At 59.8% G+C, this 26,154-nt stretch carries 25 protein-coding genes; 17 read left to right on the top strand and 8 right to left on the bottom strand.

The window, feature by feature from the left end; all coding sequences use genetic code 11:
- The first annotated feature begins 292 nt into the window (after positions 1–292).
- From AB8B33_RS18270 to AB8B33_RS18260, 3 genes are all read left to right on the top strand, one after another.
- Positions 293–1,438 carry an AraC family transcriptional regulator gene (locus tag AB8B33_RS18270; protein ID WP_113322741.1) on the top strand — a complete coding sequence of 382 codons (1,146 nt, stop codon included), beginning with the start codon at positions 293–295 and terminating at the stop codon, positions 1,436–1,438.
- Positions 1,439–1,750: 312 nt separating this feature from the next.
- Positions 1,751–1,993 carry a hypothetical protein gene (locus tag AB8B33_RS18265; RefSeq protein ID WP_439016433.1) on the top strand — a complete coding sequence of 81 codons (243 nt, stop codon included), beginning with the start codon at positions 1,751–1,753 and terminating at the stop codon, positions 1,991–1,993.
- A gap of 17 nt (positions 1,994–2,010) precedes the next feature.
- Positions 2,011–2,364: an EF-hand domain-containing protein gene (locus AB8B33_RS18260; protein ID WP_113322737.1), complete on the top strand. Its 354-nt coding sequence runs from the start codon at positions 2,011–2,013 to the stop codon at positions 2,362–2,364.
- 149 nt (positions 2,365–2,513) lie between these two features.
- Here the strand turns inward: AB8B33_RS18260 and AB8B33_RS18255 are convergent, their stop codons facing one another.
- Both AB8B33_RS18255 and AB8B33_RS18250 read right to left on the bottom strand, forming a co-directional pair.
- The gene (locus AB8B33_RS18255) at positions 2,514–3,512 is read right to left on the bottom strand and encodes an ABC transporter permease (RefSeq protein ID WP_439016432.1); all 999 of its coding nucleotides are present in this window, start codon (positions 3,510–3,512) and stop codon (positions 2,514–2,516) included.
- A 40-nt stretch (positions 3,513–3,552) separates the two neighbouring features.
- The gene (locus AB8B33_RS18250) at positions 3,553–4,293 is read right to left on the bottom strand and encodes an ATP-binding cassette domain-containing protein (protein ID WP_439016431.1); all 741 of its coding nucleotides are present in this window, start codon (positions 4,291–4,293) and stop codon (positions 3,553–3,555) included.
- 256 nt (positions 4,294–4,549) lie between these two features.
- Between AB8B33_RS18250 and AB8B33_RS18245 the strand changes: the two genes are divergently transcribed.
- The 3 genes from AB8B33_RS18245 to AB8B33_RS18235 all read left to right on the top strand — a co-directional run bounded on the left by AB8B33_RS18245 (position 4,550) and on the right by AB8B33_RS18235 (position 7,542).
- Complete coding sequence (locus AB8B33_RS18245) at positions 4,550–5,530, top strand: NAD-dependent epimerase/dehydratase family protein (protein WP_113322733.1); 981 nt, start codon at positions 4,550–4,552, stop codon at positions 5,528–5,530.
- Between the two features lie 48 nt (positions 5,531–5,578).
- Positions 5,579–6,565, top strand: a complete 987-nt coding sequence (locus tag AB8B33_RS18240; RefSeq protein ID WP_029868596.1) for a substrate-binding domain-containing protein — start codon at positions 5,579–5,581, stop codon at positions 6,563–6,565.
- A gap of 194 nt (positions 6,566–6,759) precedes the next feature.
- Positions 6,760–7,542 (top strand): FadR/GntR family transcriptional regulator, encoded by a 783-nt coding sequence (locus AB8B33_RS18235; RefSeq protein ID WP_439016430.1) that lies wholly within the window; start codon positions 6,760–6,762, stop codon positions 7,540–7,542.
- Positions 7,543–7,668: 126 nt separating this feature from the next.
- Here the strand turns inward: AB8B33_RS18235 and pdxA are convergent, their stop codons facing one another.
- The 4 genes from pdxA to AB8B33_RS18215 all read right to left on the bottom strand — a co-directional run bounded on the left by pdxA (position 7,669) and on the right by AB8B33_RS18215 (position 12,257).
- A complete protein-coding gene (pdxA, locus tag AB8B33_RS18230) occupies positions 7,669–8,667 on the bottom strand; it encodes a 4-hydroxythreonine-4-phosphate dehydrogenase PdxA (protein ID WP_439016429.1) in 999 nt (332 codons plus the stop codon).
- A 28-nt stretch (positions 8,668–8,695) separates the two neighbouring features.
- Complete coding sequence (locus AB8B33_RS18225) at positions 8,696–9,829, bottom strand: iron-containing alcohol dehydrogenase (RefSeq protein WP_439016428.1); 1,134 nt, start codon at positions 9,827–9,829, stop codon at positions 8,696–8,698.
- A gap of 326 nt (positions 9,830–10,155) precedes the next feature.
- Positions 10,156–11,340 carry a sialidase family protein gene (locus AB8B33_RS18220; protein ID WP_439016427.1) on the bottom strand — a complete coding sequence of 395 codons (1,185 nt, stop codon included), beginning with the start codon at positions 11,338–11,340 and terminating at the stop codon, positions 10,156–10,158.
- 11 nt (positions 11,341–11,351) lie between these two features.
- Complete coding sequence (locus AB8B33_RS18215) at positions 11,352–12,257, bottom strand: dihydrodipicolinate synthase family protein (RefSeq protein WP_439016426.1); 906 nt, start codon at positions 12,255–12,257, stop codon at positions 11,352–11,354.
- A 276-nt stretch (positions 12,258–12,533) separates the two neighbouring features.
- Between AB8B33_RS18215 and AB8B33_RS18210 the strand changes: the two genes are divergently transcribed.
- The 7 genes from AB8B33_RS18210 (at position 12,534) to AB8B33_RS18180 (ending at position 20,069) form a co-directional block, all read left to right on the top strand.
- Positions 12,534–14,174, top strand: a complete 1,641-nt coding sequence (locus AB8B33_RS18210) for an ABC transporter substrate-binding protein (protein WP_439016425.1) — start codon at positions 12,534–12,536, stop codon at positions 14,172–14,174.
- A 133-nt stretch (positions 14,175–14,307) separates the two neighbouring features.
- A complete protein-coding gene (locus tag AB8B33_RS18205; RefSeq protein WP_113322721.1) occupies positions 14,308–15,264 on the top strand; it encodes an ABC transporter permease in 957 nt (318 codons plus the stop codon).
- Positions 15,265–15,266: 2 nt separating this feature from the next.
- Positions 15,267–16,226 (top strand): ABC transporter permease, encoded by a 960-nt coding sequence (locus AB8B33_RS18200; RefSeq protein WP_310386123.1) that lies wholly within the window; start codon positions 15,267–15,269, stop codon positions 16,224–16,226.
- Positions 16,226–17,230, top strand: coding sequence for an ABC transporter ATP-binding protein (locus AB8B33_RS18195; RefSeq protein ID WP_439017272.1), 1,005 nt, complete (start codon positions 16,226–16,228; stop codon positions 17,228–17,230). Before AB8B33_RS18200 ends, AB8B33_RS18195 begins: the two co-directional genes overlap by 1 nt.
- The gene (locus AB8B33_RS18190) at positions 17,230–18,222 is read left to right on the top strand and encodes an oligopeptide/dipeptide ABC transporter ATP-binding protein (protein WP_113322716.1); all 993 of its coding nucleotides are present in this window, start codon (positions 17,230–17,232) and stop codon (positions 18,220–18,222) included. The genes AB8B33_RS18195 and AB8B33_RS18190 overlap by 1 nt, the downstream gene beginning before the upstream one ends.
- Positions 18,219–19,280: a four-carbon acid sugar kinase family protein gene (locus AB8B33_RS18185; RefSeq protein WP_439016424.1), complete on the top strand. Its 1,062-nt coding sequence runs from the start codon at positions 18,219–18,221 to the stop codon at positions 19,278–19,280. Before AB8B33_RS18190 ends, AB8B33_RS18185 begins: the two co-directional genes overlap by 4 nt.
- Positions 19,281–19,304: 24 nt before the next feature.
- Complete coding sequence (locus tag AB8B33_RS18180; protein WP_439016423.1) at positions 19,305–20,069, top strand: FadR/GntR family transcriptional regulator; 765 nt, start codon at positions 19,305–19,307, stop codon at positions 20,067–20,069.
- Positions 20,070–20,102: 33 nt separating this feature from the next.
- Here AB8B33_RS18180 and AB8B33_RS18175 read toward each other — a convergent pair whose 3' ends face one another.
- A complete protein-coding gene (locus AB8B33_RS18175; RefSeq protein ID WP_439016422.1) occupies positions 20,103–20,990 on the bottom strand; it encodes a LysR family transcriptional regulator in 888 nt (295 codons plus the stop codon).
- Positions 20,991–21,068: 78 nt separating this feature from the next.
- On the opposite strand from AB8B33_RS18175, the gene AB8B33_RS18170 reads away from it, so the two are divergent.
- From AB8B33_RS18170 to AB8B33_RS18155, 4 genes are all read left to right on the top strand, one after another.
- The gene (locus tag AB8B33_RS18170) at positions 21,069–21,851 is read left to right on the top strand and encodes an MBL fold metallo-hydrolase (protein ID WP_439016421.1); all 783 of its coding nucleotides are present in this window, start codon (positions 21,069–21,071) and stop codon (positions 21,849–21,851) included.
- Positions 21,852–21,899: 48 nt separating this feature from the next.
- The gene (locus AB8B33_RS18165) at positions 21,900–22,613 is read left to right on the top strand and encodes an SDR family NAD(P)-dependent oxidoreductase (protein ID WP_439016420.1); all 714 of its coding nucleotides are present in this window, start codon (positions 21,900–21,902) and stop codon (positions 22,611–22,613) included.
- Positions 22,614–22,674: 61 nt separating this feature from the next.
- A complete protein-coding gene (locus tag AB8B33_RS18160) occupies positions 22,675–22,920 on the top strand; it encodes a tautomerase family protein (protein ID WP_113322707.1) in 246 nt (81 codons plus the stop codon).
- A gap of 65 nt (positions 22,921–22,985) precedes the next feature.
- Positions 22,986–24,041, top strand: coding sequence for an NAD(P)H-dependent flavin oxidoreductase (locus tag AB8B33_RS18155; RefSeq protein WP_439016419.1), 1,056 nt, complete (start codon positions 22,986–22,988; stop codon positions 24,039–24,041).
- 27 nt (positions 24,042–24,068) lie between these two features.
- On the opposite strand, the gene AB8B33_RS18150 is transcribed toward AB8B33_RS18155, so the two are convergent.
- Positions 24,069–26,006 carry a mechanosensitive ion channel family protein gene (locus tag AB8B33_RS18150; RefSeq protein WP_439016418.1) on the bottom strand — a complete coding sequence of 646 codons (1,938 nt, stop codon included), beginning with the start codon at positions 26,004–26,006 and terminating at the stop codon, positions 24,069–24,071.
- Between the last annotated feature and the right edge of the window lie 148 nt (positions 26,007–26,154).

Below are 26,154 nucleotides of genomic sequence, written 5' to 3'. Positions count from 1 at the left end.
GCTATTCCGAGCACCACCCAGAAGTGGCATGCAAGCGTTCATATGCTGTTAACCACGTCGGCGCTGCAGTTGTGCCGGGCGATCCCTGTGCAGCTTTGGATGTAAGCAACATCTAAACAATCCGGATTAATTGTGTTATGCACTATTGCTACGCAGGGGTGAGTATCTGGCCGTCGGGGGGAGTGATGTCGGAGCAGCATCTTCAGAAAAGGGTGATTTGCTTGATTTCAGTAGACGTAGCCGCGGTAGGCGACCGGTTGCGTGCTCTCCTAGTTATCGGGAGTGTGAAGCTATGAGAGCCGAAGGCGCGATCGGACGAGATATATTGGCCAACGGCACAATCTCAGATGCAAAGCCCGCGGCGCCGAAGCAAACACCAGTTGAGCCCGAACAGGGAGCACGTGGCGCCAAGCACCTGCCCACATATGAGCTCACAACACACGATCTTCCCCCGGGATACCAGTTTGAAGCTTGGCGCAACAACTTTGCACCCATGCTCGAGTTCGACGAACCCGACGACGTGACAGTCGGCTTTGGCGGCAAGCAAGTGACCTGGGACCTTGGTTGCCTTGCCTTCTCTCGCATCGAGACCGACGCATTGGGTTTCGTCAGCCTGCCCGGACATACACGACGGGATCCACTGGATCACTGGACGCTGACGACGTTACTTTACGGGTGCGTGAATACCATTGCACCAGCCAGGACGTTTGAAGGCAGTGCTGGTGTGGTTCAGGTCCATCCTCTTGGCCGACCCTTCGAAGGGAACATCACCAATAGCGAGATGCTGATGTTGTTCGTTCCACGTGATTTTTGCGCCGAAGTAACGAGCGCTCTGAATGCCGCGGAATTCTCCAATCTCAGCACCGGAATGGGGCGACTGTTCACGGACTACATGATTGGCCTTGCCAAGCGGCTGCCGGTGATTGATGAAGCTGAACTTCCAGCACTGGTGGCTGCCACCCGGGCAATGATACTCGCCTGTGCGTCGCCTTCTGCAGACCATATCGAGGAAGCGCGGGAGCCGATTGCATCGGTGCTGATCGAAAGGGCGCATCGAATTATCCAGGCCAGATTATTCGATCCGAAGTTTGGGGCAGATTCCCTGCGTCGGGAACTTGGCGTCTCACGCTCACGGCTCTATCGCCTGTTTGAACCGTTCGGCGGCGTCATGCATTATATTCAGCATCGGCGCCTGCTCGATGCGCATTCGGCACTGAGTGATCCGACCGATCAACGCCGTATCATCGAGATCGCTGAGCAACACTGTTTCAACGATGGGACGGAATTCAGCCGCGCTTTCCGGCGCGAATTTGGTTGTAGTCCCACCGACGTAAGGAGCGGGCAAAAGGCCGATCTGCCGTACAGGCCGGCGACCGATCTAAAGGCGTACGCGCCTGAAGAACGGTTTGGCGTACTGTTACGCCGGCTTCACGGCTAAGGTGGGCCGACGATCGCTTTAAACGAGACAGGAGCGGGACCGCATCCGGTCTGGAAGCGCTGAAACCAGCGATCTGTTCTCGCTCTAGCAGGACATCAGCAGTGGAGACAGGCGCAGGTGTTGTTTTCACCCATGCGCAGTGGTAGTATTCAGTAGTAGCGTTGCAGCTTTGGCGCGCGCTTTGTATGTTTCGTCTGTGAGTTGCTTCTAATTAGCAGAAAATCTCTCGCACATGAGGAACATACTCAGCCGCCACTCAACGGTGCCTCCGCCTGTTTGTCTTAAACGTGAACGGATATACTGGAGGAAAAAATGACCAAGTGCACGATAGGTCTTACTCTCTTAGGCTGCCTTGCCTTGTCTGGCTGCCAATCTGCTTCGACGTCCCAAGCAGGACGCAGTAACGAGTTCGGCTGCATCGCCGGTACGGTCGGCGGCGCGGTCGTCGGCGGATTGCTTGGCGCAACTATTGGCTCAGGGACCGGACAGCTCTGGGCTGTTGGCGGCGGTGCCACGCTGGGCGCTGCGGGCGGCAGTGCCTTGACATGTCATTGACGCGAAAGGTCGGAATTATGAAAAGAGTAGTCCTGCTGACGGGATTCGTTTTTTTTACCACCATTGCGGCCACCGCGCAGAATCAACCGGTCGCTATGAACCAGGGCCAAATGGACCGGCTCGATCGTGACAAGAATGGAGCGGTCGACCGATCCGAATATCAAGCCTTCATGACGTCGGCCTTCACGAGCCTGGACAAGAACAAGGACGGCAGCCTGAACTCTGACGAAGTTGTCGGAGTTCTGACTGTCCAGCAATTCTCCGCCACCGACGCCAACGGTGACGGCAAAGTCAGCCAGAGCGAGTTCCTGAATAGGGTGATGGCGGACTTCAAGACCGCCGACCGCGGCGGCGACGGGAACCTGCAGTAACGCACAAGCGACCGAAGCGCCAAGGAAAGCGTGTTTCTGCTCGCCTCTCTACGCGGTAGTGACGGCCAGACGTGTTCGTCCGGCAGGCGACCCTCAAATAGTTCATCACGCCGGTCTCGTGAGGCTCAGGGATGTGGGACCGGGTTTGCCTACTCGTCGCGTCGCAAGTTGCGAATTCGGTCGAAAAGAACCGCAAGCACGATTGCCCCACCGATAAAGCAGCCTTGCCAGAAGGCGTTGATGCCGAGCAGGCCAAGACTGTTGCGAATAACCTCGATGAGCGCGGCGCCGATCAACGCTCCAAAGGCGGTGCCGACGCCGCCGGCCAGATTGGCGCCCCCGATGACCGCAGCGGCAATGACCTGAAGTTCCATCCCGGCGCCGATATTTGTGGTGACAGCGCCGAGCCAACCGGTCTGGACGATGCCGGCAACCCCCGCCGACAGGGCGGAAATCATATAGACGATGACCTTGATCCTCTGCACGGGAACGCCAGTCAGTGTAGCGGCGTGCTCATTGCCGCCGATGGCAAAAACATAGCGGCCGAACTTGGTCCAGCGCAGCACAAAACCGGTAATGAGTGCCAGCACGACCATGTAAAGCACTGGATTGGCGATGCCGAAAAGCCAAGCACCACCACCCAGCGCCAGCAGCTTGTCGTGATCAGGCCCGAACTGGAAAACGACGGTGTTGTTGGACGCAACCATCGCAAGGCTGCGCGCGATCGACAACATGCCGAGCGTGACGACGAAAGGCGGGAAGCCAAGATAGGCAATCAACAGGCCATTGAAAGCTCCGACTAAAAGAGCGGTACCGATCGAGGCGGCGATGCCGACCTCAATGCTGTACCCCGCGTGCATGACGACCGCCAGCACCATGCTGCACAGGCAAAGCACGGAGCCAACGGACAAGTCGATGCCGCCGGTGATGATGACCAGCGTCATGCCCAGCGCGATAATTGCGACGAAGGTGACGTTGCGGGTGATATTGTAGATGTTCTTTGCCGTCGCAAAGGAGTCTGTCGCCATCGACAGAAAAATGCAGGCGAGAATGACCGCAATCAGAACCCAGAATGTCTGGCCGCCCAAGATCGCCGCAAGCCAGCTCCGTTGCTTCTGTCCGATCGTCTGGTCAAGTGTAATCGCCATCGTCGACCTTCTTTCTTGCTGCTGCAACGGATAGCATCGATCACACCTGTTCGATGGCGCCGGTGATCAGTCCCGTCACTTCCTCCGGCGAACTTGCCGCAATTGGCTTGTCGGCCACTTTTCTGCCCCGCCGCATCACGATCACGCGGTCTGCGACCGAAAAGACGTCGGGCATGCGGTGGCTGATCAGGACAACGACAATGCCCCGGTCACGCAATTGGCGGATCAAATTCAGAACCTCGGCCACCTGGCGCACGGAAATGGCTGCTGTCGGCTCGTCCATCAGCACGATTTTCGCTTCCGACAGCATCGTGCGAGCAATCGCGACCGCTTGCCGCTGTCCGCCTGACATTTGCTTGACGAGATCGCGCGGCCGCGTCTCGGATTTGAGTTCGCGAAATATCTCGCCGGCGCGCATGTACATGGTCTTGTAGTCGAGGATGCGAAGGGGCCATACGCCGCGGCGCAATTCTCGTCCGAGGAACACGTTCGCTGCCGCCGTAAGATTGTTGCAGAGCGCCAGATCCTGATGAACGATCTCGATGCCATGCAGCCGTGCCTCCTTCGGCCGATGAAGCACGAGATCGGCGCCATCGAGGCGCATGGTTCCGTGGCTCGGCCGAAAGTTGCCGGCGATCATCTTGACCAATGTGGACTTACCGGCGCCGTTATCACCCATGAGGCCGACCACTTGCCCCGCTTCGAGCGAAAACGAAACATCGTTGACGGCCTGGATGGCACCGAAATGTTTGGAAATATTGGTGAGCTCGAGAACCGCCACCAGCCTTCTGGCCTCCCAAAAACTTGTCGCTATCTGTTCGCTCCGGACCCGGCTTGTTTTCGACGAGGCTCAAGCGACTTCGCCTTTCCAATATCCTCCCAGGAAAAGCGATTATTAGCATTTACGCAAAACCCCGCGACAGCGTCAACTCATTGTCCGAGGTGTTGGCCCATTTGTAACAAAAATCTGTTTTGTCGGACAAATATCATTTGACGGAAGTGGCGTCCGAATATTAGCTATCAGTGGGAGAGAGAGCATGCTGATCCTTGTTACCGGTGCGACGGGCAAGGTCGGGCGGCGCTTCATTGCTGGGCTGCTTGACGATCCGAGATTTTCCAAAGCCCGTATTCGCGCGCTTTGTCATAACCGTTTGTGCGAGGCGACAGACCGTGTCGAAGTCATCCGCGGCTCGATCGCCGATCGCGATGTTGTGGCCGCGGCGCTCTCTGATGTTACCCATGTCGTGCATCTCGCCACATGCAAGGAAACGCCTGAAGACATCATGGATGTCACGGTCAAAGGTCTCTTTTGGCTGCTTGAGGAGTTCCGTGCGAGCGTCAGGGCACGCCAGTTCATCCTGATCGGCGGCGATGCGGGCATCGGGCATTTCCACTATCGCCACAATGGGCCGATCACCGAGAGCGCACCCCATTGCGCTTATCCGGGAAGCTACGCGCTCTCCAAGGTTCTGGAAGAGGTCATGCTGGAGCAGTTTGGCATTCAGTACGGCCTCAATGGCTGTTGCCTACGCGCGCCCTGGATCATGGAAAAGGACGATTTCAAATATTCGCTGTCCTTTGGAGACGACGTCTTCGGTGGCCCGGACTGGAAGACGCTCGTTCCGGAAGAAGCCGCACGGGGCTATGCGGCTATGGGTACGGTGCCGCTGCTGCTCGATGCTGACGGCCGCCCGCTGAAACGCAACTTTGTGCATGTCGATGACCTCGTATCCGCAATATTGGCAGCGATCGACAACCCTCGGGCGGAGCGGCAACTCTTTAATATCTGCATGGATCGACCTGTCGACTATGCCGAAGTCGCCGCCTACCTGTCCCGCACGCGAAATCTCGGCTCCGTCGAGATTCCGAGCCGCTTTCATTCCAATTGGATGGACAACAGCAAGGCGAAATACCTGCTGGATTGGCGGCCAAACTACGATCTCGAAATGCTTATCGACTCGGCGTGGCAATACGAGCGTTCGAAGGAGGAGCCTCGTATCGTTTGGTATCCGGGTTGATTTGGTGTGGCGGGCATGCCGTGCCCGTCTGTTTCAAGGGAGGAAACCATGAGGAAGGCATTATTACTTACAGCCGCAGTTTTAGCACTGACCGCCGGGCAGGCCCTGGCCAAGAAGCAACTCGTCATCGTCGTCAAGGGCCTCGACAATCCATTCTTCGAAGCAATCAATCAAGGTTGCCAGAAATGGAACAAGGAAAACCCGACTGCGGAATATGAGTGCTTCTACACCGGTCCGGCATCGACATCGGATGAAGCCGGCGAAGCGCAGATCGTGCAGGATATGTTGGGCAAGGCAGATACGGCCGCAATCGCGATTTCGCCGTCAAATGCAAAGCTCATCGCCCAGACCCTGAAGACCGCCAATCCGACGGTTCCGGTGATGACGCTTGATGCCGATCTTGCAGCCGAGGATGCAGCCCTGCGCAAGACCTATCTCGGCACCGACAACTATCTGATGGGCGCACGCATCGGCGAGTACATCAAGAAGGCCAAGCCGAAGGGCGGTAAGATCTGCACAATCGAAGGCAATCCGGGAGCGGACAATATTCTACGCCGCGCCCAAGGCATGCGCGACACGCTCACTGGCCAGAAAGGCCTGACCGCATTGAAAGGCGAGGGCGGTTGGACCGAGGTCGCCGGCTGCCCGGTCTTCACCAATGACGACGGTGCCAAGGGTGTGCAGGCAATGACCGATATCCTCGCGGCCAATTCCGACCTCGACGCATTCGGCATCATGGGCGGCTGGCCATTGTTCGGCGCGCCGCAACCCTATCGTGACCTGTTCAAGCCGATGGCCGACAAGATCGCCAGCAACGATTTCGTCATCGGTGCTGCCGATACGATCGGTGACGAGGTTGCTATTGCGAGAGAAGGCCTGGTGACTGCACTCGTTGGCCAACGGCCGTTCGAGATGGGCTACAAGGCACCTACGGTGATGATGGATCTGATTGCCGGCAAGGCAGTTGAAGATCCGGTATTCACCGGGCTCGATGAGTGCACGAAGGACACAGTCGATACCTGCATTCAAAAGTAGGCTCGCGGCTTGGCGCACCCGGTACAAGGGTGCGCCGACTGCCTCGACGTGGCGGATCGAAAGATCTGCAGGGCTTGACGCGCCCTGAATTCCGAGCTTTGTGCCGGATCCAATCGCAGGCGACTTCCTCGTTATTACGATTGTTTTGATAATACGTGCAGACAGTCGAAAGAATGCTGAGGCAGTAGAAATAGATGCCTGACAAGAAATCGGGAAAGCCTATGACTCCGGTCGAGGTGACGACGGCTGACCGCTCAGCTACCACAAGGCGCCCAAATGCTCCCCGCATGACTGGGGCGAGTGTTCATGTGTCTTTGGCGGGCGAGATCGGCCTCCGAATCGTGCGCGGTGACTATCCGCCCGGCACGATCCTGCCAAACGAGGCAAAATGGTCGCAAGTCTTTGAAGTCAGCCGGTCGGCGGTGCGCGAAGCGATCAAGATGCTGATGGCCAAGGGCCTGCTTTCTTCCCGTCCGAAAATCGGCAGTTGGGTCGAACCCAAGGAACGTTGGAACCTGCTGGATCGGGATGTATTGGGTTGGTATGCCGCGTCACCCGATCGCGAATCGTTTCTGAGGACCGTGCAAGAACTCAGGCATATTATCGAGCCGGAAGCGACTGCGCTTGCTGCTGAGCGCCGAACTGAGGAGCAAATGAACGTGATCAGTCAGGCCCTGCATGACATGGGTCACGCGACATCACTCCAGCAGCGAACGGAAGCCGATGCGCGATTTCATATCGCGATCTTGCGCGCCTCTGGTAACGATCTGCTGGTGCCGCTCGGCGTATTGATTGAATCGGCGCTGAACCACCTCTTCACTCATGTCACGCGTGAGGAAGACGACTTGGTATATGTGCTGAAACTTCATGAAAATATTGAGAAAAGCATCCGATTGCAGCGACCGAACATGGCGCGCAACGCAGTCCGCAAGGTGCTGGCAAATACAGACCAAATCATAGCACGGTGGTCACGATAGAAGTCTGTATCCTGTCTGGCTGAGGAAGCGGTCACCAGCCCCGCGTGCGTATCTATCCACCGACGGAAAAGCCCGCTCTCACGCGGGCTTTTTGTTGGCCAAGAGCTGAAATTAAAACCCCGTTGCTTAGGAAGCCAGCGGCGCAGCTTTCCGAGGCGACCTTGCCATCAGCCGCGCATAAGCGATGGCTGACAGCATATTGACGTGGTTGGCGCGGCCGGTTCCGGCGATGTCGAAGGCAGTGCCATGATCGACCGAGACGCGGTCGATCGGCAGCCCGAGGGAGACGTTAACGGCGGTCTCAAAAGCGACGAGCTTGATCGGGATGTGACCCTGGTCGTGATATTGGGCGATCACCAGATCGAAGGCGCCGTTATAGGCGCGGGCGAAGACCGTGTCGGCGGAGATCGGGCCGACCACGTCGATACCCTTGGCCTGGGCGAGTTCGACGGCAGGTGCCAGGAATTCGGTGTCTTCGGTTCCGAACAGGCCGTTTTCGCCACAATGCGGGTTGAGACCGGCAACGGCGATGCGGGCCTTCTTGCCGAGGCGCATGAAGTGATTGTGGCCGGCTTCGATTGTTGCCAGCACGCGGTCAGTCTTGGCCCGCTCGATCGCACCCTTCAGCGAGACGTGGGTAGAGACGTGAATGGTGTTCAGCCGCTCGGAGGCGAGCAGCATGAAGGAACTCTTGGAACCGGTCAGATGTGCCAGCAGGCCGGTATGGCCATCGAAATGATGGCCGGCGAGGTTCATGGCTTCCTTGTTGATCGGCGCCGTGACGATGACGTCGGCCTCCTTCGACATTGCGAGATCGACAGCGCGGGCAATGTAGCGAACGGAGGCGTCGCCGGCGACCGGGCTGACCTTGCCGATTTCGGGGAGGGGGGCGCCAAGCGGTACCTCATCGACGGCGATGGTATTTCCGTCTTCGGAGGCGGAGGGGCCAAAATTGAGGCTGACGTCGGTGGCGCGTGCAGCGCGTTCCAATGCTTCGGCATTGCCAACGATGACGAAATCGCGCCGTTCGGCGGCCGGCAGTGCAGCCAGCGCCTTGACGATCACTTCAGGGCCTACGCCCGCGGGGTCGCCGAGGGTTACTGCGACTTTTGCATTTCTGTCCATCAGTCAAATTCCTCTTGAAAGCCCTGCCTCAATAGGCTGCTTCGTAGATCGAACGTATGTCAGTGCGCGTCAAGTCGCGCGGATTGTTATCCAGGAGCCTGCGGATCGCGAAAGCATCGTCGGCCATGGCATCTAGATCGCTTTCCGGCACGCCGAGGCCGGAGAGCGTCATTTCGATGCCGAGTTTGGCGCAGAAGGCATAGGCCGCATCGAAGACCGATTTGACGGTATCGGATGTGTCGCGGCCAAGCGCTTCCATGACTGCCTTCGTCTTTTCCGGCACGGCCGGCGTGTTGAAGGCGAGAACATGGGGGAAGATCAGCGCATTGGCCGCGCCATGGGCGACATGCCAGCGGGTGCCGAGCGGATAGGCGAGTGCATGGCCGCCGGCTGTATTGACCGGGCCAAGGCAGAAGCCGCCATAGAGTGAGGCCAGTGAAAGCCCGGCACGGGCTTCGGCATCCGAGCCGTCGCGCACGGCTCTTGCAAGATACTTGCCGACGAGCCGCGTTCCTTCGATCGCATACATGTCGATCATCGGATGCGCCTTGCGATTGGTGAAAGCCTCGACGCAATGCGCCATGGCATCGACACCGGTTGCGGCGGTGGTGCGGGCTGGAACGGAGAAGGTCAGCGACGGGTCGATGACGGCGATATCGGCGAGCATGTGAAGGCTCTCGACTGCGAGTTTAGCCTTGGTCTCGGGATCGGTGACGAGCGCGCGGATGCCGGCCTCGCTGCCGGTGCCCGATGTGGTCGGCACCTGCGCGAGCGCTGCCTTGCGCGCCTTTTGCACCTTGTTCGGGCCGACAACTTCGCGAAGCGTCTGCTGCGAGCCGGCAAGTACGGCAGCGAGCTTGGCAAGATCCATGGCGCTACCACCGCCGAAGCCGACGATGAGCTCAGCCTGTGTCGCTTCTGCCGCGGCGAGCACTTTGTCGAGATTGGCAATATCCGGCTCGGGCGTTACATCGGAGAAGACCGAAACCTCACCCGTCAGCTGCAACACATCAATGCGTGCGGCGTTGAAAGCATCCGAGATAACCAGCGTTCGGGAATAACCCTTGCCGGCCGCCCAGGCGCCCAACTTCCCCGCAGTTCCGACACCGAACTCGATCAGGTGTGGCCGGACAACGGTAATAGGTGAATCCAAACTGACCATATACGGTCCTCCCGATGCGCGACGGCCTCGACCGCCAATGATGTAAATTTGTTATCCCGTCCTATCGTTTTTGGCAAGAATGAATGAGGGTTTTTCTCGTCTGTCGATCAATTTCCGGCAAGTGGGACGTGTTTTTCATGGCCTAAGCATGGCTTAGTATGTTGATATATAACAGTTATTGTTGCCGTCATGACAGCGTGCTCATCCAGGTGAGCAGCTTGTCAATCGCTTGTCGTGTATTTGTAAAAATAATGACGCGCATGGAGGAGGCCGAAGTGTTTCACACATTCGGCTCCTCCATGCGCAGTCGGAACTTGCGATTGCTTCTAAGCAATTGATTCCAAAGGAAGACGCACATATTTGATGGCGCGCCGGTAATAGGTGTAGGCTACATGAAGCGCGCCATCTGGTCCCTGCGTGATGGAGGGATAGGAGAACTCGCGATTGAGCATATCCTTCGAATTGTTGCTCAGGCAGTAACCGTCACCGGTATCGAGATCGAACTTGCGTTCGAAATGACCATCTGTATTGGCAGAAACTGCAAGGCTGAGCGGCGCGCGCGGAACGCCCCAGATGGCCTTTCTGGCCGGCATGCTCGAAATTTCCGCGACAGGCGCCTTATCGCTTTCTATTTCGTCATAGAGCGAGTGGCGTCGCGCATCGGAGGACGCGGCATTGCTGTGGTTGTAAACCATCGCGATTCTCCGGTCCGTCAGCCCTACGGCCTGGATCGAGGAATTATTGTTGGGCAGATTGGTCGGCTCCGGAGCGCTCCAGGTCTCGCCCTGGTCTAATGACAGCGAGGCGCGAATATTCTCCGAATAACGATCGCGGAAGAAGGCGATCATCCTATCGCCCTCGAGCGGTATGATATTCATGTGCACGGCGCCCAGACTGCCTTCTATCTCCTTCATTTGCCAGCTCTTTCCGGCATCGCGGGAGATCAGAACGCCTGCGGTGTCGGCATCGCCGCTCCAGCGCTGACCGGGTAGGCTGATGCAACGGAAGATGGGAAGTAACCAGTCGCCTTTGCCATTAACGACAATCTGCTGCCGCACGAAAGTGCCTGGCAGGTCGCAGAGAATGGTGGGCGGAGCAAAACTCTTGCCACCATCTTCAGAGATCCGGCATTTGACAACCGCGCCGTCCTGATCGCCAGATGTTTGCGAGGTGTAAAGCAGCCAGACCCGACCATCCGGCGCGTTGAAAATCAACGGATTTTGCTCGGATTTTGCCGGATCATCAGACATTTTCTCCGGTTCGGACCAGCGATCCGCGCCGGGTGCCAGCAGCGACATGTAAATCGAGATGTCACCCATGCCTTCCATCGTGCCGCCAAACCAGACACAGGTCAGCGTGCCATCGGCCAGAAAAGCGAGATTGGCGGCATGGTTCTGGATGCAGGGAGAGGGCAGATAAGCATCAAAGCGGTCAGTCTGGGCGGTATTTGCTCTGAGGACACCGTCCATCAACGCCGGAATGTCCTCGGGCTTCAAACCTGTCATTTGCATGGCATCCTCCTTTACGGCAGCTTTGCGTAGCCTTCGGCGAGTGCCGCATATTCGGCATCATTGAGCGGCACCAGCGGCGGGCGCGTGCGCCGCCAGCCGGCATTGCCGGTCTTCAGGCCAACCATGGCTTTGATCGTCGGGATCTGGACATAGGAGTTCGACAGGGTGCGGAAGGCATTGATGCGCGCCTGCGCAGCCTCGACCTCTGCCCTCTTCGTCTCGTCGTGGACATGGTCGTAGACCGTGCGCAGCGAACTTGCGACGAGGTTCGAGGTCGCGGTAATGCAACCGGCGCCTCCGGCATTCAGGAGCGGCAGCAGCAGCGGGTCGGCACCGCATAGCACCGAGAAGCCAGGGCAGGCTGCGATGATCGCCTGCATGTTGTTGAAATCGCCTGCAGATTCCTTAATACCGACGACCGTTTCCGGGAAGGCTTCAACCAGGCGGCTGATCAGCGGAATGGAGAGCGGAACGCCTGAGACCTGCGGGATATGATAGAGGATCACCTGCAGCCTGGTATCGCCGATCTTCTCCAGAATCTGCGCATAGGCAGTGAACAGCCCCTCATCGGAGACGCCCTTGTAGTAGAAGGGCGGCAGCATGACCACCTTGGTAACGCCAAGCGAAAGCGCATGCTTCGTCAGTTCGACCGTCTCGGGAATGGCGACGACGCCGGTGCCTGGCAGCAGCTTGTCGGCTGGAATGCCAGCCTTCAGAGCCGCTTCGAGGATCATGCGGCGTTCGGGGGAAGAGAAGGAGTTGGCTTCGCCCGTTGTCCCGAGCAGTGCAACGCCGGAGCAGCCTTCTTCGATCAGCCGCTGGCAATGTTCCGCGAAAAGGCCGAGATCGGGGCTGCCATCGGTATTGAGAGGGGTGGTGGCGGCGCTATAGACGCCTGTAATCTTGTGATTGCTCAAAGTATCCTCCTCGTCAGACCGGGCCTTCCCGGCACGTTCCTACGCTGTCGTATTCATCTCAATGCGGCGTAGTTGTCAATCTTACAAATTTGAAAACTTCGTATGCGCATTTTCAAGTTATTGATTTTTATCATTAAATAATTGATGTCATCGTTTTTAATCTTTCGTACCCTATTTTCCATTGACAGATTTACATTATCGCGCAAATGTCAGCGCCATATCGCGCAGCTTCGGGGAGGTCTTTCGAAAGGCGCGCTATTTGCCACGGAGGAGCAAATGACAATTGGTAGTGACCAAAACTTTTCGCAGATTTCCCGTCGTGAAGCGCTGAAGCTCGGGCTTGCGGCCGGTGTCGGCTTCTCGCTCTTCGGTGCGAGCGCGCGCATCGTCATGGCGCAGGACGGACAGGTTTTGAAGGCCATCAATCCGGCCTTCGACCAGGACTGGTCGCCGCTGCGCGGCGGCGGCAGAACCTTCCGCTGGAATTCCTTCTGGTGGGCGTCGCCGATGTATTTCGACGCGGAGGGCAAGATCCAGCCTTACGTCTTCACGAGCTGGGACTCGCCGGACAAGAAGGTCTGGACGTTCAAGATCGACCCGAAGGCAGTCTTCTCCGATGGCAGCAAGATCACCGCGGCCGATATCAAGGGCTCCTGGGAGGTTTCCTCCATGCCCAATACGAAGAACCAGCGCGTCGATCAGGTGCTGAGCAAGGTCGCCGGTTACAAGGAAATCTCCGCCGGCTCCGCCAAGGAGCTGACCGGCGTAACAACGCCTGATGAATTGACGGTTGTCTGCACGCTGACGCAGCCAGATCCGATCTTCTTCATGCGTCTTGCCAACCACATCGTCCCGATCACCAAGGCCGCCCAGTCGCGCGGCAGCGATGGTGAGGAGGTGGCCGATTGGTACAAGCCTGATAGCAGCGCCGTCTATTCCGGTCCCTTCAAGCTGACGGCGCTTGATATCGACGCCGGCACGCTGACCTTCGAGCCGAACGAAAAGTTCTTCGGACCGAAGCCGAAGCTCGCCCGCATTGAGATCAGTTCGATCGAAGACAACGTGACTGCGACCTCGCTGATCAAGTCCGGCGAATACAATGCTCACACCGAGCTCGTCACCTCGACGATCATCCAGGATCTCGGCCCGGAGTTTTCTGCCGGTCCGCTCATCCCGACCAGCCAGCATTTCTGGTTCAACACGTCGCGCGCGCCGATGGATGACCCGAAGGTGCGTCAGGCGCTGATCATGGCGGTCGATCGCGACGGCCTGTTCAAGGCATCCTATCCGGATGGTCCGCACAAGAAGGCCGACCAGATCCTGAACTCGGTTCCGGGTGCTGACAATTCCGGTTTCGAACCCTATCCGTATGATCCTGCAGCGGCCAAGAAGTTGCTGGCTGAATCGAGCTATGGCGGTCCTGAGCGTCTTCCAAAGCTGCTGTTCGTCGGCATTTCCGGCCCGGCGATCCAGGCGGCTGCCCAGTTCATCGCCGAGCAGTGGCGCCAGAACCTAGGCATCACTGCCGTCGACATGAAGCCGCAGCAGGACGCCTATGCCGGTCCGGACCAGAACTCGGTTCAGATCTTCCGTGATGACGTCGGTACGCGTGTTCCCGATGCGGTCTCCTATCTCGCCGGTTCGATCGCCTCCACCTCGTCCAACGCCCAGAACAAGCTCGGCGGATACAAGAACGACAAGGTGGACAGTCTGCTGGCGGAAGCCGCAACCAAGGCTGCCGATGATCCGGATCGCGTGAAGCTCGCGCAGGAGGCCCAGAAGGCCTTCCGCGACGACTGGGCCTTCCTTCCGTGGTACTCTCAGGCGATGTCGCGCTGGGCAACCAAGGACGTCAAGGCAATGGAAAAGAACCTCGACTGGCAGGTCGTGGCTCCCTGGGATGTTTCCATCGGCTGAAGCCGATAGCAGGGCCGCATGATGCGGCCAAAGCAGCGGCGCGAAGGCCGAAAGGCCTTCGCGCTATATTTCAAGAAGAACCGGCGGCTGCGGCCTCCCGCGGGAATGCGCCGGGCAAGAATGGGAGGTGGCCTTGCTACGCTATGTGTTCACGCGGTTTGCCATCTGGATTCCGTCTGTCCTTGTCGTGATGATGGCCGTCTACGCGATGGCGTTCTATGGCGCGGGCGATCCGATCAAGCTGATCTTCCTTCGCGCGCCTGGTGACGTCGCTTACAACCCACAGCGGATCGAGGCGATCCGCGAAAGTGCTGGTCTCAACAAGCCCTTCATCGAGCAGTTCGGCCTCTATGTCTGGAACCTCCTGCACGGGCAGTTCGGCAATTCGCTGACATCCGGCCGCTCCGTCTGGGCAATGGTTTCGGCAGCTGCTCCCGTCTCCTTCCAGCTTGCACTCTGTTCCATCATCCTGACGACGGTCGTTGCGATCCCGCTCGGGATGATCGCCGCTCTGAACCAGAACAACCGCATCGACTATACGATCCTCGGTACGGCACTTTTTCTCTGGGCGATCCCTGCCTATGTCGCCGGTCCGCTGCTGATGGTGGCGCTGATCGTGCTGCTGCCGATGATCAAGGTGCCCTACGGCTGGGGCGGCGTCTTCGACATGCGCATCATCCTGCCGCTCGTCGTGCTCTCCTTCCAGCCGATCGCGCTGATCGTGCGCCAGACGCGCGCCGCCGTTATCGAAGTGCTGTCCGAAGATTTCGTTCGCACCGCGCGTGCCAAGGGCGTGCCGGAAATCGTAGTGGCGCTGAAGCATATCCTGCGCCCGGTGCTGACGCCCGTCGTCACACAGCTCGGCCTCATCATGATCACCATCGTCAACGGCGCCATCTTCGTCGAGCTCGTCTTTGGCCTGCCGGGTCTCGGCCGGTTGACCGTGCAGGCGCTCACCAATTCCGATTATCCCGTCATTCTCGCGATCACCCTGATCGGATCCTTCCTGGTCATGGTGTCGAACCTGCTGGTCGATGTGCTCTACCCGCTGCTCGATCCGCGCGCCAATGATTCCAGAAGGAGCCGCTGATCATGTCCGCTATTCCTCTTTCGACGATCGACACGGCCGAGGAGCCGCCGGTCAACCTGTGGCGCGATGCCTGGCATCGCCTGAAGCGCAACAAGCTTGCGATCTTCGGCCTGATCGTGATCGTGGTCCTCGCCTTCACGGCGATCTTCGGTCCGTATCTGACGCCATATGACTATCTCAGTCAGGATCTTGCCTCGCGCAATGCACCGCCGTCCCTCGCGCATTTCTTCGGAACTGATGATCTCGGCCGCGACGTCTTCAGCCGCATCGTGTTTGGTACGCGCACGGCCTTCCTCGTTGCCGTCATCGTCACCTTTATCGCTGTCGTGATCGGGCTTCTGCTTGGTGCGGTCGCGGGCTTCTTCGGCAATCCCTTCGACCGGGTCATCATGTGGCTGACGGATGTGACGATGTCGGTACCGAACCTGCTTCTCGTCGTCGTTATCAATGCATCGCTGAAGACGCCGATCACCAAATGGATGGAGGCGCAGTATCTCGCGACCCTCAATCCGTTCTACCGCCAGACGGTCTGGGTGGACTTCCTCCTGGTCTTCGGTTCGATGGCGCTGATCTCCTGGCCGCCCTATGCGCGCCTCGTTCGCGCGCAGGTCCTGTCGATCCGCAATCGCCCCTACGTCATGGCGGCACAGGCGCTTGGCCTTTCCAACTGGATCGTCATTATGCGCTACATCGTGCCGAATGCGCTTGGTCCGCTGATCGTTTCCGTCAGCGCCGGCCTAGGCACGGCAATGGTGCTGGAAAGTGCCTTCAGCTTCCTCGGTGTCGGGGTTAACCCGCCCACGCCGAGCTGGGGCAACATGATCTCGGACGGCCTACGCGTATGGCAGCATTATCCGCATCTCCTCGCCGCTCCGGCGGCCGTGCTCGGTCTTGCTTCGGTGGCCTTCAGCTTCCTCGGCGATGGCCTCAACGACGCACTCAATCCGCGGGGCAGCAAATGATGAACGCAACCACCAGTGAACGCCTGCTGGACGTGAAGGACCTCACCATCGAGATCGACACGCGCCGCGGCCCGGCCGTCGTCGTCGACGGCATCGACCTCTACGTCAACAAGGGCGAGACGCTTGGCGTCGTCGGTGAATCCGGCTGCGGCAAGAGCCTGACGATGTTGAGCCTGATGCGGCTTCTGCCGAACAAGATCAAGGTAACGAAGGGTACGGCCAAGTTTGACGGCCGCGACCTGCAGAAGATGTCGAACCGCGAGCTGCGCAAGGTGCGCGGCGGCGATGTCGGCTTCGTCTTCCAGGATCCGATGACGTCGCTCAATCCGGTCATGCGCATCGGCGACCAGATCTGCGAGCCGCTGATCTATCACCGCGAGATGTCGAAGAAAGAGGCACGGACTCGCGCCGTCGAGCTTCTGCGCCTCGTTGGCATTCCGGGGCCGGAAGAGCGGCTGATGGCCTATCCGCACGAGCTGTCCGGTGGCATGCGCCAGCGCGTGATGATCGCGATCGGCCTTGCCTGCAATCCGAAGCTTCTGATCGCCGACGAGCCGACGACTGCACTCGACGTGACGATCCAGGCCCAGATCGTCGATCTGGTGAAGGATCTGCGCGCCAAGCTCGGCATGTCCGTCGTCTGGATCACCCACGACCTCGCGCTGATTGCGGGTCTCGTCGATCGCGTCGCCGTGCTCTATGCCGGCACGGTCGTGGAAGATGCGCCTGTGGACGAGCTTTATGCTCGTCCCAGCCATCCTTACACGCGCGGCCTCTTGTCCTCGATCCCGAAGCTTTCGGATGCGCCGGCAAGCCGCCTGTCCTCGATCGGCGGCACGCCGCCGGAGCCCGGCCGCCGTCCGAAGGGCTGCCCCTTTGCGCCGCGCTGCCCGCTGGCCGAAGCCGTCTGTCATGAGCTCGTGCCGCGGCTCGAGCCGATTTCCGGCAACAGCGCGCATCGTACCGCTTGTTTCGTCGTCCAGAGAATGCAGGAGGCTGCGTGATGGGTGCTCAACCGCTCTTGAAGGTCGAAAACCTCGTCAAGCATTTCCATGTCAAGCTCGGTGCTTTCGGGGAACGCTCGGCGACCGTCTATGCGCTCGACAATGTCAATCTCGAGATCATGGAAGGCGAGACGCTGAGCCTTGTCGGCGAATCCGGCTGCGGCAAGTCGACGACCGGCTTCACCATCCTCAATCTCTACAAGGCGACCAGCGGCAAGGTAGTCTACAAAGGCCAGGATCTTGCGACACTGGACGAAAAGCAGATGCGGCCGTTCCGCCGTGACCTGCAGATTGTCTTCCAGGATCCCTATTCAACGCTGAACCCGCGCATGACGGTCGGCGAGGCGATCGGCGAGCCGATCCTCTTCCACAAGCTTGCCACCAAGGCCGAGCTGAAAGACAAGGTCGCGGCGCTGCTGACGGATGTCGGCCTGCCGACACGTTTTGCCCAGCGCTATCCGCATGAGCTCTCGGGCGGCCAGCGCCAGCGTGTCGTCATTGCCCGCGCGCTTGCCTGTCAGCCGAAGTTCATCGTCTGCGACGAGGCGATCTCGGCGCTCGATGTGTCGATCCAGGCGCAGATCATCAACCTGCTGCTCGACCTGCAGGAAAAATACGGCCTGACCTATCTCTTCATCGCCCATGACCTGGCTGTCGTGCGCCATATCAGTACCCGCGTCGGCGTCATGTATCTTGGCCGTCTGGCCGAGCTCGCAACGCGTGAAGAGCTCTTCGACAATCCGCTGCATCCCTATACGAAGGCGCTGCTGTCGGCTGTTCCCGAGACCGATCCGGAGCTCGAGCGCACCCGCAAGCGCCAGATCCTGCAGGGCGATGTGCCGAGCCCGCTGAACCCGCCAACAGGCTGCCGTTTCCATACGCGCTGCCCGATCGCGATGGAGGTTTGCAGCAAGGTCATTCCGGAATGGACGGAGGCAAAGCCCGGCCATCTCGTCGCCTGCCATGCCGTCAATACGGGGCAGGCCTCATGACGCTGAAAGTCGCCATCATTGCCGACGACCTGACCGGCTCTCTCGATACGGGGACCCCCTTTGTCGAGGCCGGGCTGTCAGTCGCTGTGGCGATCGATATCGAAGCGGCCGGCAAGTCGCTGGAAACCGGTGCCGAAGTCGTGGTGGTCAATACGGCCTCGCGCGGCCTGCCGGAGGAGGAAGCGGCTGCGCGCGTGCGGGCGGTTGCCGAGACCCTGCGCGCTGCCGGGTCGGCCATCTTCATGAAGAAGATCGACTCCCGGTTGAAGGGCAATGTTGCGGCCGAAAGCATTGCGCTGGCCGATGTGTTGGGTCTCAAGACTATCCTCATGGCGCCCGCCATTCCCGATCAGGAGCGCATCACCTATCGCGGTTGCGTGGTCGGGCGGGGCGTTGAGCATCCGTTGCCGATCGCCGATCTCTTTGCCGGATTTGGCCGCGAAGTATTGGTCGCCGATGCCGAGGACGATGCCGATCTCGATATCGTCGTCGTCGAGAATGACTGGCTTTCGACGCTTGCCGTCGGCGCTCGCGGTCTGGGCTCCGCACTGGCGCGCCGGCTCGGCGAGGCTGCACGGCTCCCGCCGGAATTTCTTGCGACGCGGAAGACACTTTTTGCCTTCGGCTCCCGCGATCCGATCACCGCCGCACAGATGGACAGTCTTGAAGCCTCGGGTGCGCTCCGCATCGTCATGGATGCGCCGATGGGCGTGGTCGAAAGCGGCGAGGGGCTGGCGCTGCCGGCGCTGATGCGCTGCACGGGCGAGATGAAGAGCGATGCCGCACTCGTTGCCACTCGCTTTGCGCAGGGTGTGAAATCGGTCATAGATGATACGAACCCGGACATGATCATGGTGGGTGGCGGCGATACTGCGCTTGCCGTTTTTCGCGAACTGGGCGTTTCAGTCCTGTTTCCGAAGGGGGAAATCGAAGCCGGTATTCCGTGGTTTGACGTTACCGGTGTCAACGGGCGGCAATTCCGGTGTGCCGTCAAGTCGGGGGGCTTCGGCAATTCCGATAGTTTGCTAAGACTGATCGTTCGGAATCAGGCGGCGTAACGGATGCCAGCGGGGAGAATGAGAGTGGATGAAGCGAATGGCGGATCGGTGAAGCCGGAGGCGGTGCCTGCAGCTCGACCGGAGCGCGGCAAGGCTGTGAAGCTGGTCGACCGTGTTTTCGATCAGTTGATGGAGCGCATCCGTGCCGGCAATTATCCGCCGGATTCACGCCTTCCGGGTGAACATGAACTTGCCTCTCTGCTCGGCGTCTCGCGCCCCATCGTGCGCGATGCGCTGGCGCGTCTCAGAGAGCAGGGGATTGTCTATGCAAGGCAGGGGGCTGGCACCTTCGTCAGCGCGCATGGCTCGCCGACAGCGCAGCTTGCCTATTCGCCGGTCAAGACGATTGCCGATATCCAGCGCTGCTACGAATTCCGCCTGACGATCGAGCCGGCTGCCGCCTATTTTGCCGCCAAGCGCCGCGACGATGCCGCGATCCAGAAGATTGCCGCAGCCCTTGCGGATCTGCGTGAAGCGACAAGTCATCAGCTACACCGGGTGGATGCCGACTTCGTCTTCCACCGTGCCGTCACCGAGGCGGCCAACAATCACTATTACACCGCCTCCATGGATGCGCTAAAAGCGCATATCGCCGTCGGCATGCATCTGCACGGGCTTTCGCTGCTCGGCCCACGACCGGGCCTGGAGCAGGTGTACCAGGAGCATAACGAAATCTACAAGGCGATCGCCGAGGGCAGGGCGGAGAATGCCCGTGACCTGATGCGGGCGCATCTCGAGGGTTCACGCGACCGCCTGTTCGAAGGCCGAGTGCTCGACCTGTCCTTCTAAGGAAGCGCGGCTTCGGGATGTGGACTCGAGGCCTCATTCCTCGAATAAAGCTCGTTCCGTCGCGAATATCTTGGTGATGTATTCGGCGACGGTCCGGATCGGCAGATCCTTGCGCTGCTGGCGTCGGGTGAGAAGCCAGGCCTCCCGCGGCGGCGGGACGAGTTCGAGCGAGCAAGCACAGAGGCTTTTTTCCGTGCGACCGATGTAATGCGGCAGGAGCGCCAGACCTGCGCCTGACTTGGCAGCCATCGCCTGGGAAACCTGATTGTTGGCGCGGAAAGACACACGCGCGTGCGAGAAGTGGCGGGCCAGCCAGATCGCCTCGGGCACATAGCCGTTCACCTCGTCAAATCCGACGAAGACGGGTTCGGCGCCGTTTTCGACCTGCCGGCAAACCTCCTGCGTTCCGTAAAATCCGTATCCGATCGTCGCGAGCTGCTTGGCGATGAGATCGCCGTCCTGCGGTTTTGCCAGGCGTATGGCGATGTCGGCCTCGTGGCGTTCAAGGCTTATGGTACGCAGGTCGGTCGCGAGGTCGATGTCGAGGCCCGGATATTGTTTGCTGATTTCCGCCAGCCGGGGGATCAGGAAGCCCTGCGAGAGTGCGGGCGAAGCGTTGATGCGCACCAGGCCTTTCGGCGTGTCATCCTTCCAGCCCCGTCCGAGCGTCTGGACGGAGGCTTCCATATCGCTTGCTGCGGTGAGTGCGCGGGTTCCGGCGGGCGTGAGCACATAGCCGTCGGGGCGGCGCTCGACCAGTTTTTCGCCGAGCGTTTCCTCAAGTGAATGAAGCCGGCGGGCAATGGTTGCGTGGTTGACACGCAATGTGCGGGCCGCGGCCGAAAGGCTGCCGTGCCGTCCGAGTGCGAGAAAAACCCTGATGTCCTGCCAGTCGGGCTCTGTGCGTTTTTTATCAGCCATTGGCAAAGAATAGAGAATTTTTCGCAGAAGGGAACGGGACTAAACAGGAGGCGGCCTCGAAACAGAAAGGTTGCCGACATGACCTCTTCCAATCTTAATCTCACGCTTATCGGCGGGCCAACCGTGCTGATCGAATACGGCACGCTCCGGCTTCTCACCGATCCGACCTTCGACCCGCCGGGCCTCTACAAGGAAACGCCGGTCCGTTTCGAAAAGACCTCCGGCCCTGCATTGTCGGTCGAAGAGATTGGTCGGCTGGATGCGGTTCTTTTGAGCCACGACCAGCACTTCGACAATCTCGACAATGCCGGGCGGGCAATGCTTCCTGACGTCCGCACCACCTTCACGACGAAGGCTGGAGCGGAGCGGTTGGGTGGCAATGGGCTGGGCCTTGCACCGTTCGAAACCGTAACGCTGGAAGGCGCCGGCGGCGAGAAGCTGCTGGTCACCGCAACACCTGCCCGTCACGGCCCCGTCGGCATCGAGCCGATTTCCGGTGATGTCGTCGGTTTTGCTCTCGGCCGCGAAAAGCCAGGTGACCTTCTCTACGTGACCGGTGACACCGTCTGGTACGAGGGTACGGCCGAGGTTGCGCGGCTGTTTTCTCCCAAGGTCGTGCTGTTGTTTACGGGCGCTGCCGAGCCCCGTGGCCGCTTCCACGTGACGATGGGCAGCGAAGACGCTCTGGAGGCGGCGCACGCCTTCCCGAACGCCCTCCTCGTATCCGCGCATAACGAAGGCTGGGTGCACTTCCGCGAAACTCAGGACCAGCTCGCACACACGTTCTCGGTCTTCAACCTCAAAGATCGCCTGAAACTCTTCGAAAAAGGCAAGCCGCTCGCCGTCGACCTGACGGTCTGATCACCTCTCAAACATGGCGCAAAGCGCCATCTTCCAAGGAGACATACCATGAGCAATGAACAGAAAGTCGCAATCGTCACCGGTGCCTCGCAGGGTATCGGCGCAGGCATCGTCGAAGCCTATCGCAAGGAAGGCTATGTCGTCGTTGCCAACTCCCGCAACATCCAGCCGTCGTCCGATGCAGGCATTGTTGTAGTACCCGGCAGCATCGGCGAGCGTGGCGTGGCCGAGCAGGTCGTCAAGACGGCCATCGAGCGTTTCGGTCGTGTCGATACGCTGATCAACAATGCCGGTGTCTTCATCGGCAAGCCGTTCACCGACTACACGGTCGAAGACTTCAACAAAGTCATCAACGTCAACGTTGCCGGCTTCTTCCACGTCACGCAGTTTGCCATTGCCCAGATGCTGAAGCAGGGCCATGGTCACATCGTTCAGATCACCACGGCCCTTGTGGACCAGCCGATCGCCGATGTTCCCTCGGGTCTGGCAACGCTGACCAAGGGCGGTCTCGACGCCGTCACCCGCGGGCTTGCTATCGAATATGCCAAGAGCGGCATCCGCGTGAATGCGGTGGCACCCGGCATCATCAGGACGCCGATGCATGCGCCGGAAACGCACGCTTTCCTCAGCGCCCTGCATCCGGTCGGCCGCTTGGGTGAGGTGAGCGAAGTCGTCGATGCCGTGCTCTATCTGGAGCGTGCCGGCTTCGTCACCGGCGAGACACTGAATGTCGACGGCGGCCAGCACGCCGGCCGTTGGTAAGCCGAGAGAATAGGCAACGGACGGAGCGCTCCATAGCGCCCGTCCTTCAAGGAGAACGACAATGCCTTATGTGAATATCAAAGTGACGCGTGAAGGCACGGCTCCGGGCGCAACCAGCACGACGCCGGAGCAGAAAGCCGCCCTGATTAAAGGCGTCAGCGATCTGCTCTTCGATATCCTCGGCAAGCCGCACGACAGCACCTTTGTCGTCATTGATGAAGTCGAGATGGAAAACTGGGGTGTCGGTGGTGTGCCTGTGCCTGAATATCGCAAGCAGCTTGCGGAAAAAGCAGCAAAGCAGAAATAGTGTCGTGGCGGCCTGCAAAGCCGCCACTCGCTTATGATCAAACGCAATGCATGGAGTATCGTGTCATGGGCAATTGGCAGGACAATCGTATCATCGGCCTCTTCGGGATCGAGCTCCCCATCATTCAGGCCCCAATGGCAGGCGCGACCACGCCCGAGATGGTGATTGCGGCGAGCGAAGCCGGCGGTCTTGGATCGCTTCCTGCCGCCCTTCTGACGATCGAGCAGACGAGAGCAGCGCTTGACCAGATCCGTGCCGCCACCAACAAGCCGATCAATGTGAACTTCTTCGCGCATACCAATCCTGCCGCCGATCCCGTTGCGCAGATGGCGTGGCGTACCGCTCTCGCACCCTATTATGTTGAGCTGGGGCTGGATCCCGCCGCGCCGGTTCCGGCGGCAGGAAGAGCGCCCTTCGATGACAATTATTGCGCCCTTGTCGAAAGCTACCGGCCTGAGGTCGTGAGCTTCCATTTCGGATTGCCGGGTCCGGATCTCCTGGAGCGTGTGCGTCGCACCGGCGCGAGGATCATCGCCTCGGCAACGACGGTTGTGGAAGCGCGCTGGCTCGCCAAGCATCGCGTCGATGCTGTCATTGCGATGGGTTTCGAAGCCGGAGGGCATCGCGGCAATTTCCTGAGCGATGACATGGCAACGCAGGTCGGCACGATGGCGCTGGTGCCGCAGGTTGCCGATGCGGTTTCGGTGCCCGTCATTGCAGCAGGCGGCATCAGCGATCGGCGGGGTGTTCGCGCAGCCTTCGCGCTCGGCGCATCGGCCGTTCAGGTCGGCACGGCTTATCTTTTAACGCCGGAGGCAAAGATTACCGCGTTTCATCGCGAGGCGCTCAAATTGGCGCGGGACGACAATACGGCCGTCACCAATGTCTTCACCGGCCGTCCGGCACGGGGGATCGTCAATCGTATCATGCGGGAGATCGGACCGCTTGCGAAGGCTGCACCGGCCTTCCCGACCGCCGGCGGTGCGCTTGCGCCGCTGAGAGCGGTGACCGAGAAGGATGGCAGGCCGGATTTCAGCAATATGTGGGCTGGTCAGGCCGCGAGCCTTGCGCGCGAAATGTCGGCGGCGGCGCTGACGCGTTACCTCGTCGAGGCCGATTAAGACGGTCGCTGCCGTTACAATAATATGTCAGCCCTCCGCGCCGGCTGCCTTCGCCTGCTGGGCAGCGCGGAGCGTGGCTGTTGCGGCGGCGGCCGCGCCGTTCTTGTCGTCGCCGCCGACCTGAACCATGGGCTGGGCGAATTCGATGCCGTTGCTCTGGAAGGCTTCCCGGATCATCGCGTAGGCCTTGCGGCGAATATAGGTCTGCATGCCGGGCACGGTCGTCATGGCGAAACTCAGGACGATGCCGTAGTCGCCGAATTCCTCGACGCCCTTCATCTTGAGCGGCTCGATGAAGAGGGGACCGACCTCGGCATCTTCTTTCAGCTCTGCGCCGATCGCCTTGGTAATTTTCCTGGCCTTGTTGATGTCGGTGTTATAGGCGACCGAGATGCGGAATTTGTCGATCACCCAGTCGCGGCTCATGTTCTCCACAGCGCCGAGCTCTCCGAAGGGGACAGTGAAGACTGGGCCGCGATGGTGGCGCAGCCGCACCGAGCGCAGGCTGAAGCCTTCCACCGTTCCCTTGTAGTTTTTCGCCTGAATATATTCGCCGACGCGGAAGGCATCGTCGAGCATATAGAAAACGCCGCTGATGACGTCCTTGACGAGGGTTTGCGAGCCGAATCCGATCGCTACGCCGAAGATGCCCGCGCCGGCGATCAGCGGTCCGATCTCGACGCCAAGCTGGGAGAGAACGATCAGGCCGGCCATGACCGCCACCATGACGGCAAGTCCATTGCGGAAGATCGGCAAAAGCGTCCTGAATCTCGCGCGTTTTGCCACTTCGGCAGGGGCGAGGCCGGTCGCGTCCGCAGAGGTTGTAATGGTGCGATCGATCCAGCCCTTGGCAAGCTGCCAGAGAAGATCGGCAATCAAAAGCACGATGACGCCTTTCAGCAATCCATTGAGGACGGCCGCTATCGTCGCGTTCTGATTTGCGAGGGAATCCGGGCTGAAGCGCCAGACGAGAGCAAGCCACCCAGCAGCGAGCGCGATGACGATTGCCCGACTGCCGCGCACGAGCAATATGCTCTTCGGACTCTCAGGCGGTGCAGAAGTGAGTGTTGCCGCAGCCCTGCCCGTGGCGCGCAACAGATCCGGCAGGACAAGGACATAGGCGCCGATCCAGAAAAGACCTTGCAGATCCAGGCACCAGAGTGCCCATAGGAGGGCAAGAAAGGCGGTCAGCCCTGCCTTTATGACAAGGGGATGGATGAGAGCCGACCAGACCGTTTCAATCGCCAGCGCCAGTAGAAGAATCGAGAAGCCGTAGGAGATCGCTTCGGTGACGGCGGGATCAACGCCAAGTGGTGCTCCGAGTGTTGAGGTTGCTACAGCAAACAGTGTGATGCCGAGAAAGATTCGGGCGCGGATAACAAGCCCGGGGCGATTGCTTTCCACGAGGCCAATCAGGACAGCGCCGATGCGGTAGACGATGAAGGCGACCAGATAGGCAAGGAGGACCAGCCGGGCGAGCGGCGGCCATTCGACGGCGAAGAATATGATCGCCACAACCACGCTAAAGACTGCGACCGGAAGAAGACGGGCGACCGGGCCGATCGATGCGGGGCGCACGCGCCTGAAGAGCCATTCGGCGGCCGCGCCTATTGCGACCAAGCCGGCAAAAATCAGGAAGATCGGCGCATAGCCGTGTGAGACGGCGTCCTGGCGAGCACGAGCGGCGCCTTCGGACATTTCGGAGGGGATGCGCGGAACGGCCGCAAGAATACCATCGATGCGCGCGCGCACTCGCGCTTCCCAGGTCGCAAAGCCTGATGGCTGGGCGGCTGCGGCTGTTGCGTCCTGCTCCTTCTTCCGACTTTCCAGCCAGGTTTGGATCTCGGGATCCTGCAACAGGCCTATCAGTTGGTCGATCTTCTGCTGAGGCGGTGGTGGCGCGGTTTGAGCCGCCGCCGCGGTCACAACGAGGAAAGCCAGAAGAAATACCGCCAGCCTGATCATCCTAGATGTCTCCCGGCGAAGCTGCCGGTTGCAGCAGAGGCCGTCACCGATCTGTCCATGCGCTCATCCTTACACAAATAGAAGGATGTGCACAGCCGATGCGTTTAGGGGAGTACGTTACGGTAAACTCCGGCGTAAAGGCGAGGGA

The organism is Rhizobium sp. 768_B6_N1_8, from assembly GCF_051811225.1.
Taxonomy (GTDB): domain Bacteria; phylum Pseudomonadota; class Alphaproteobacteria; order Rhizobiales; family Rhizobiaceae; genus Rhizobium.
The sequence above is the reverse complement of the archived record's forward strand: the minus strand, read 5'-3'. Positions and strand labels throughout refer to the sequence as shown.

What these genes read in the sequence shown, in the direction of transcription:
- AB8B33_RS18270 (WP_113322741.1), top strand. Translation starts at nt 293, where the DNA reads ATGAGAGCCGAAGGCGCGATCGGACGAGATATATTGGCCAACGGCACA.
- AB8B33_RS18265 (WP_439016433.1), top strand. Translation starts at nt 1,751, where the DNA reads ATGACCAAGTGCACGATAGGTCTTACTCTCTTAGGCTGCCTTGCCTTG.
- AB8B33_RS18260 (WP_113322737.1), top strand. Translation starts at nt 2,011, where the DNA reads ATGAAAAGAGTAGTCCTGCTGACGGGATTCGTTTTTTTTACCACCATT.
- AB8B33_RS18255 (WP_439016432.1), bottom strand. Translation starts at nt 3,512, where the DNA reads ATGGCGATTACACTTGACCAGACGATCGGACAGAAGCAACGGAGCTGG.
- AB8B33_RS18245 (WP_113322733.1), top strand. Translation starts at nt 4,550, where the DNA reads ATGCTGATCCTTGTTACCGGTGCGACGGGCAAGGTCGGGCGGCGCTTC.
- AB8B33_RS18240 (WP_029868596.1), top strand. Translation starts at nt 5,579, where the DNA reads ATGAGGAAGGCATTATTACTTACAGCCGCAGTTTTAGCACTGACCGCC.
- AB8B33_RS18235 (WP_439016430.1), top strand. Translation starts at nt 6,760, where the DNA reads ATGCCTGACAAGAAATCGGGAAAGCCTATGACTCCGGTCGAGGTGACG.
- pdxA (WP_439016429.1), bottom strand. Translation starts at nt 8,667, where the DNA reads ATGGACAGAAATGCAAAAGTCGCAGTAACCCTCGGCGACCCCGCGGGC.
- AB8B33_RS18225 (WP_439016428.1), bottom strand. Translation starts at nt 9,829, where the DNA reads ATGGTCAGTTTGGATTCACCTATTACCGTTGTCCGGCCACACCTGATC.
- AB8B33_RS18220 (WP_439016427.1), bottom strand. Translation starts at nt 11,340, where the DNA reads ATGCAAATGACAGGTTTGAAGCCCGAGGACATTCCGGCGTTGATGGAC.
- AB8B33_RS18210 (WP_439016425.1), top strand. Translation starts at nt 12,534, where the DNA reads ATGACAATTGGTAGTGACCAAAACTTTTCGCAGATTTCCCGTCGTGAA.
- AB8B33_RS18200 (WP_310386123.1), top strand. Translation starts at nt 15,267, where the DNA reads ATGTCCGCTATTCCTCTTTCGACGATCGACACGGCCGAGGAGCCGCCG.
- AB8B33_RS18195 (WP_439017272.1), top strand. Translation starts at nt 16,226, where the DNA reads ATGAACGCAACCACCAGTGAACGCCTGCTGGACGTGAAGGACCTCACC.
- AB8B33_RS18190 (WP_113322716.1), top strand. Translation starts at nt 17,230, where the DNA reads ATGGGTGCTCAACCGCTCTTGAAGGTCGAAAACCTCGTCAAGCATTTC.
- AB8B33_RS18185 (WP_439016424.1), top strand. Translation starts at nt 18,219, where the DNA reads ATGACGCTGAAAGTCGCCATCATTGCCGACGACCTGACCGGCTCTCTC.
- AB8B33_RS18175 (WP_439016422.1), bottom strand. Translation starts at nt 20,990, where the DNA reads ATGGCTGATAAAAAACGCACAGAGCCCGACTGGCAGGACATCAGGGTT.
- AB8B33_RS18170 (WP_439016421.1), top strand. Translation starts at nt 21,069, where the DNA reads ATGACCTCTTCCAATCTTAATCTCACGCTTATCGGCGGGCCAACCGTG.
- AB8B33_RS18165 (WP_439016420.1), top strand. Translation starts at nt 21,900, where the DNA reads ATGAGCAATGAACAGAAAGTCGCAATCGTCACCGGTGCCTCGCAGGGT.
- AB8B33_RS18160 (WP_113322707.1), top strand. Translation starts at nt 22,675, where the DNA reads ATGCCTTATGTGAATATCAAAGTGACGCGTGAAGGCACGGCTCCGGGC.
- AB8B33_RS18155 (WP_439016419.1), top strand. Translation starts at nt 22,986, where the DNA reads ATGGGCAATTGGCAGGACAATCGTATCATCGGCCTCTTCGGGATCGAG.
- AB8B33_RS18150 (WP_439016418.1), bottom strand. Translation starts at nt 26,006, where the DNA reads ATGATCAGGCTGGCGGTATTTCTTCTGGCTTTCCTCGTTGTGACCGCG.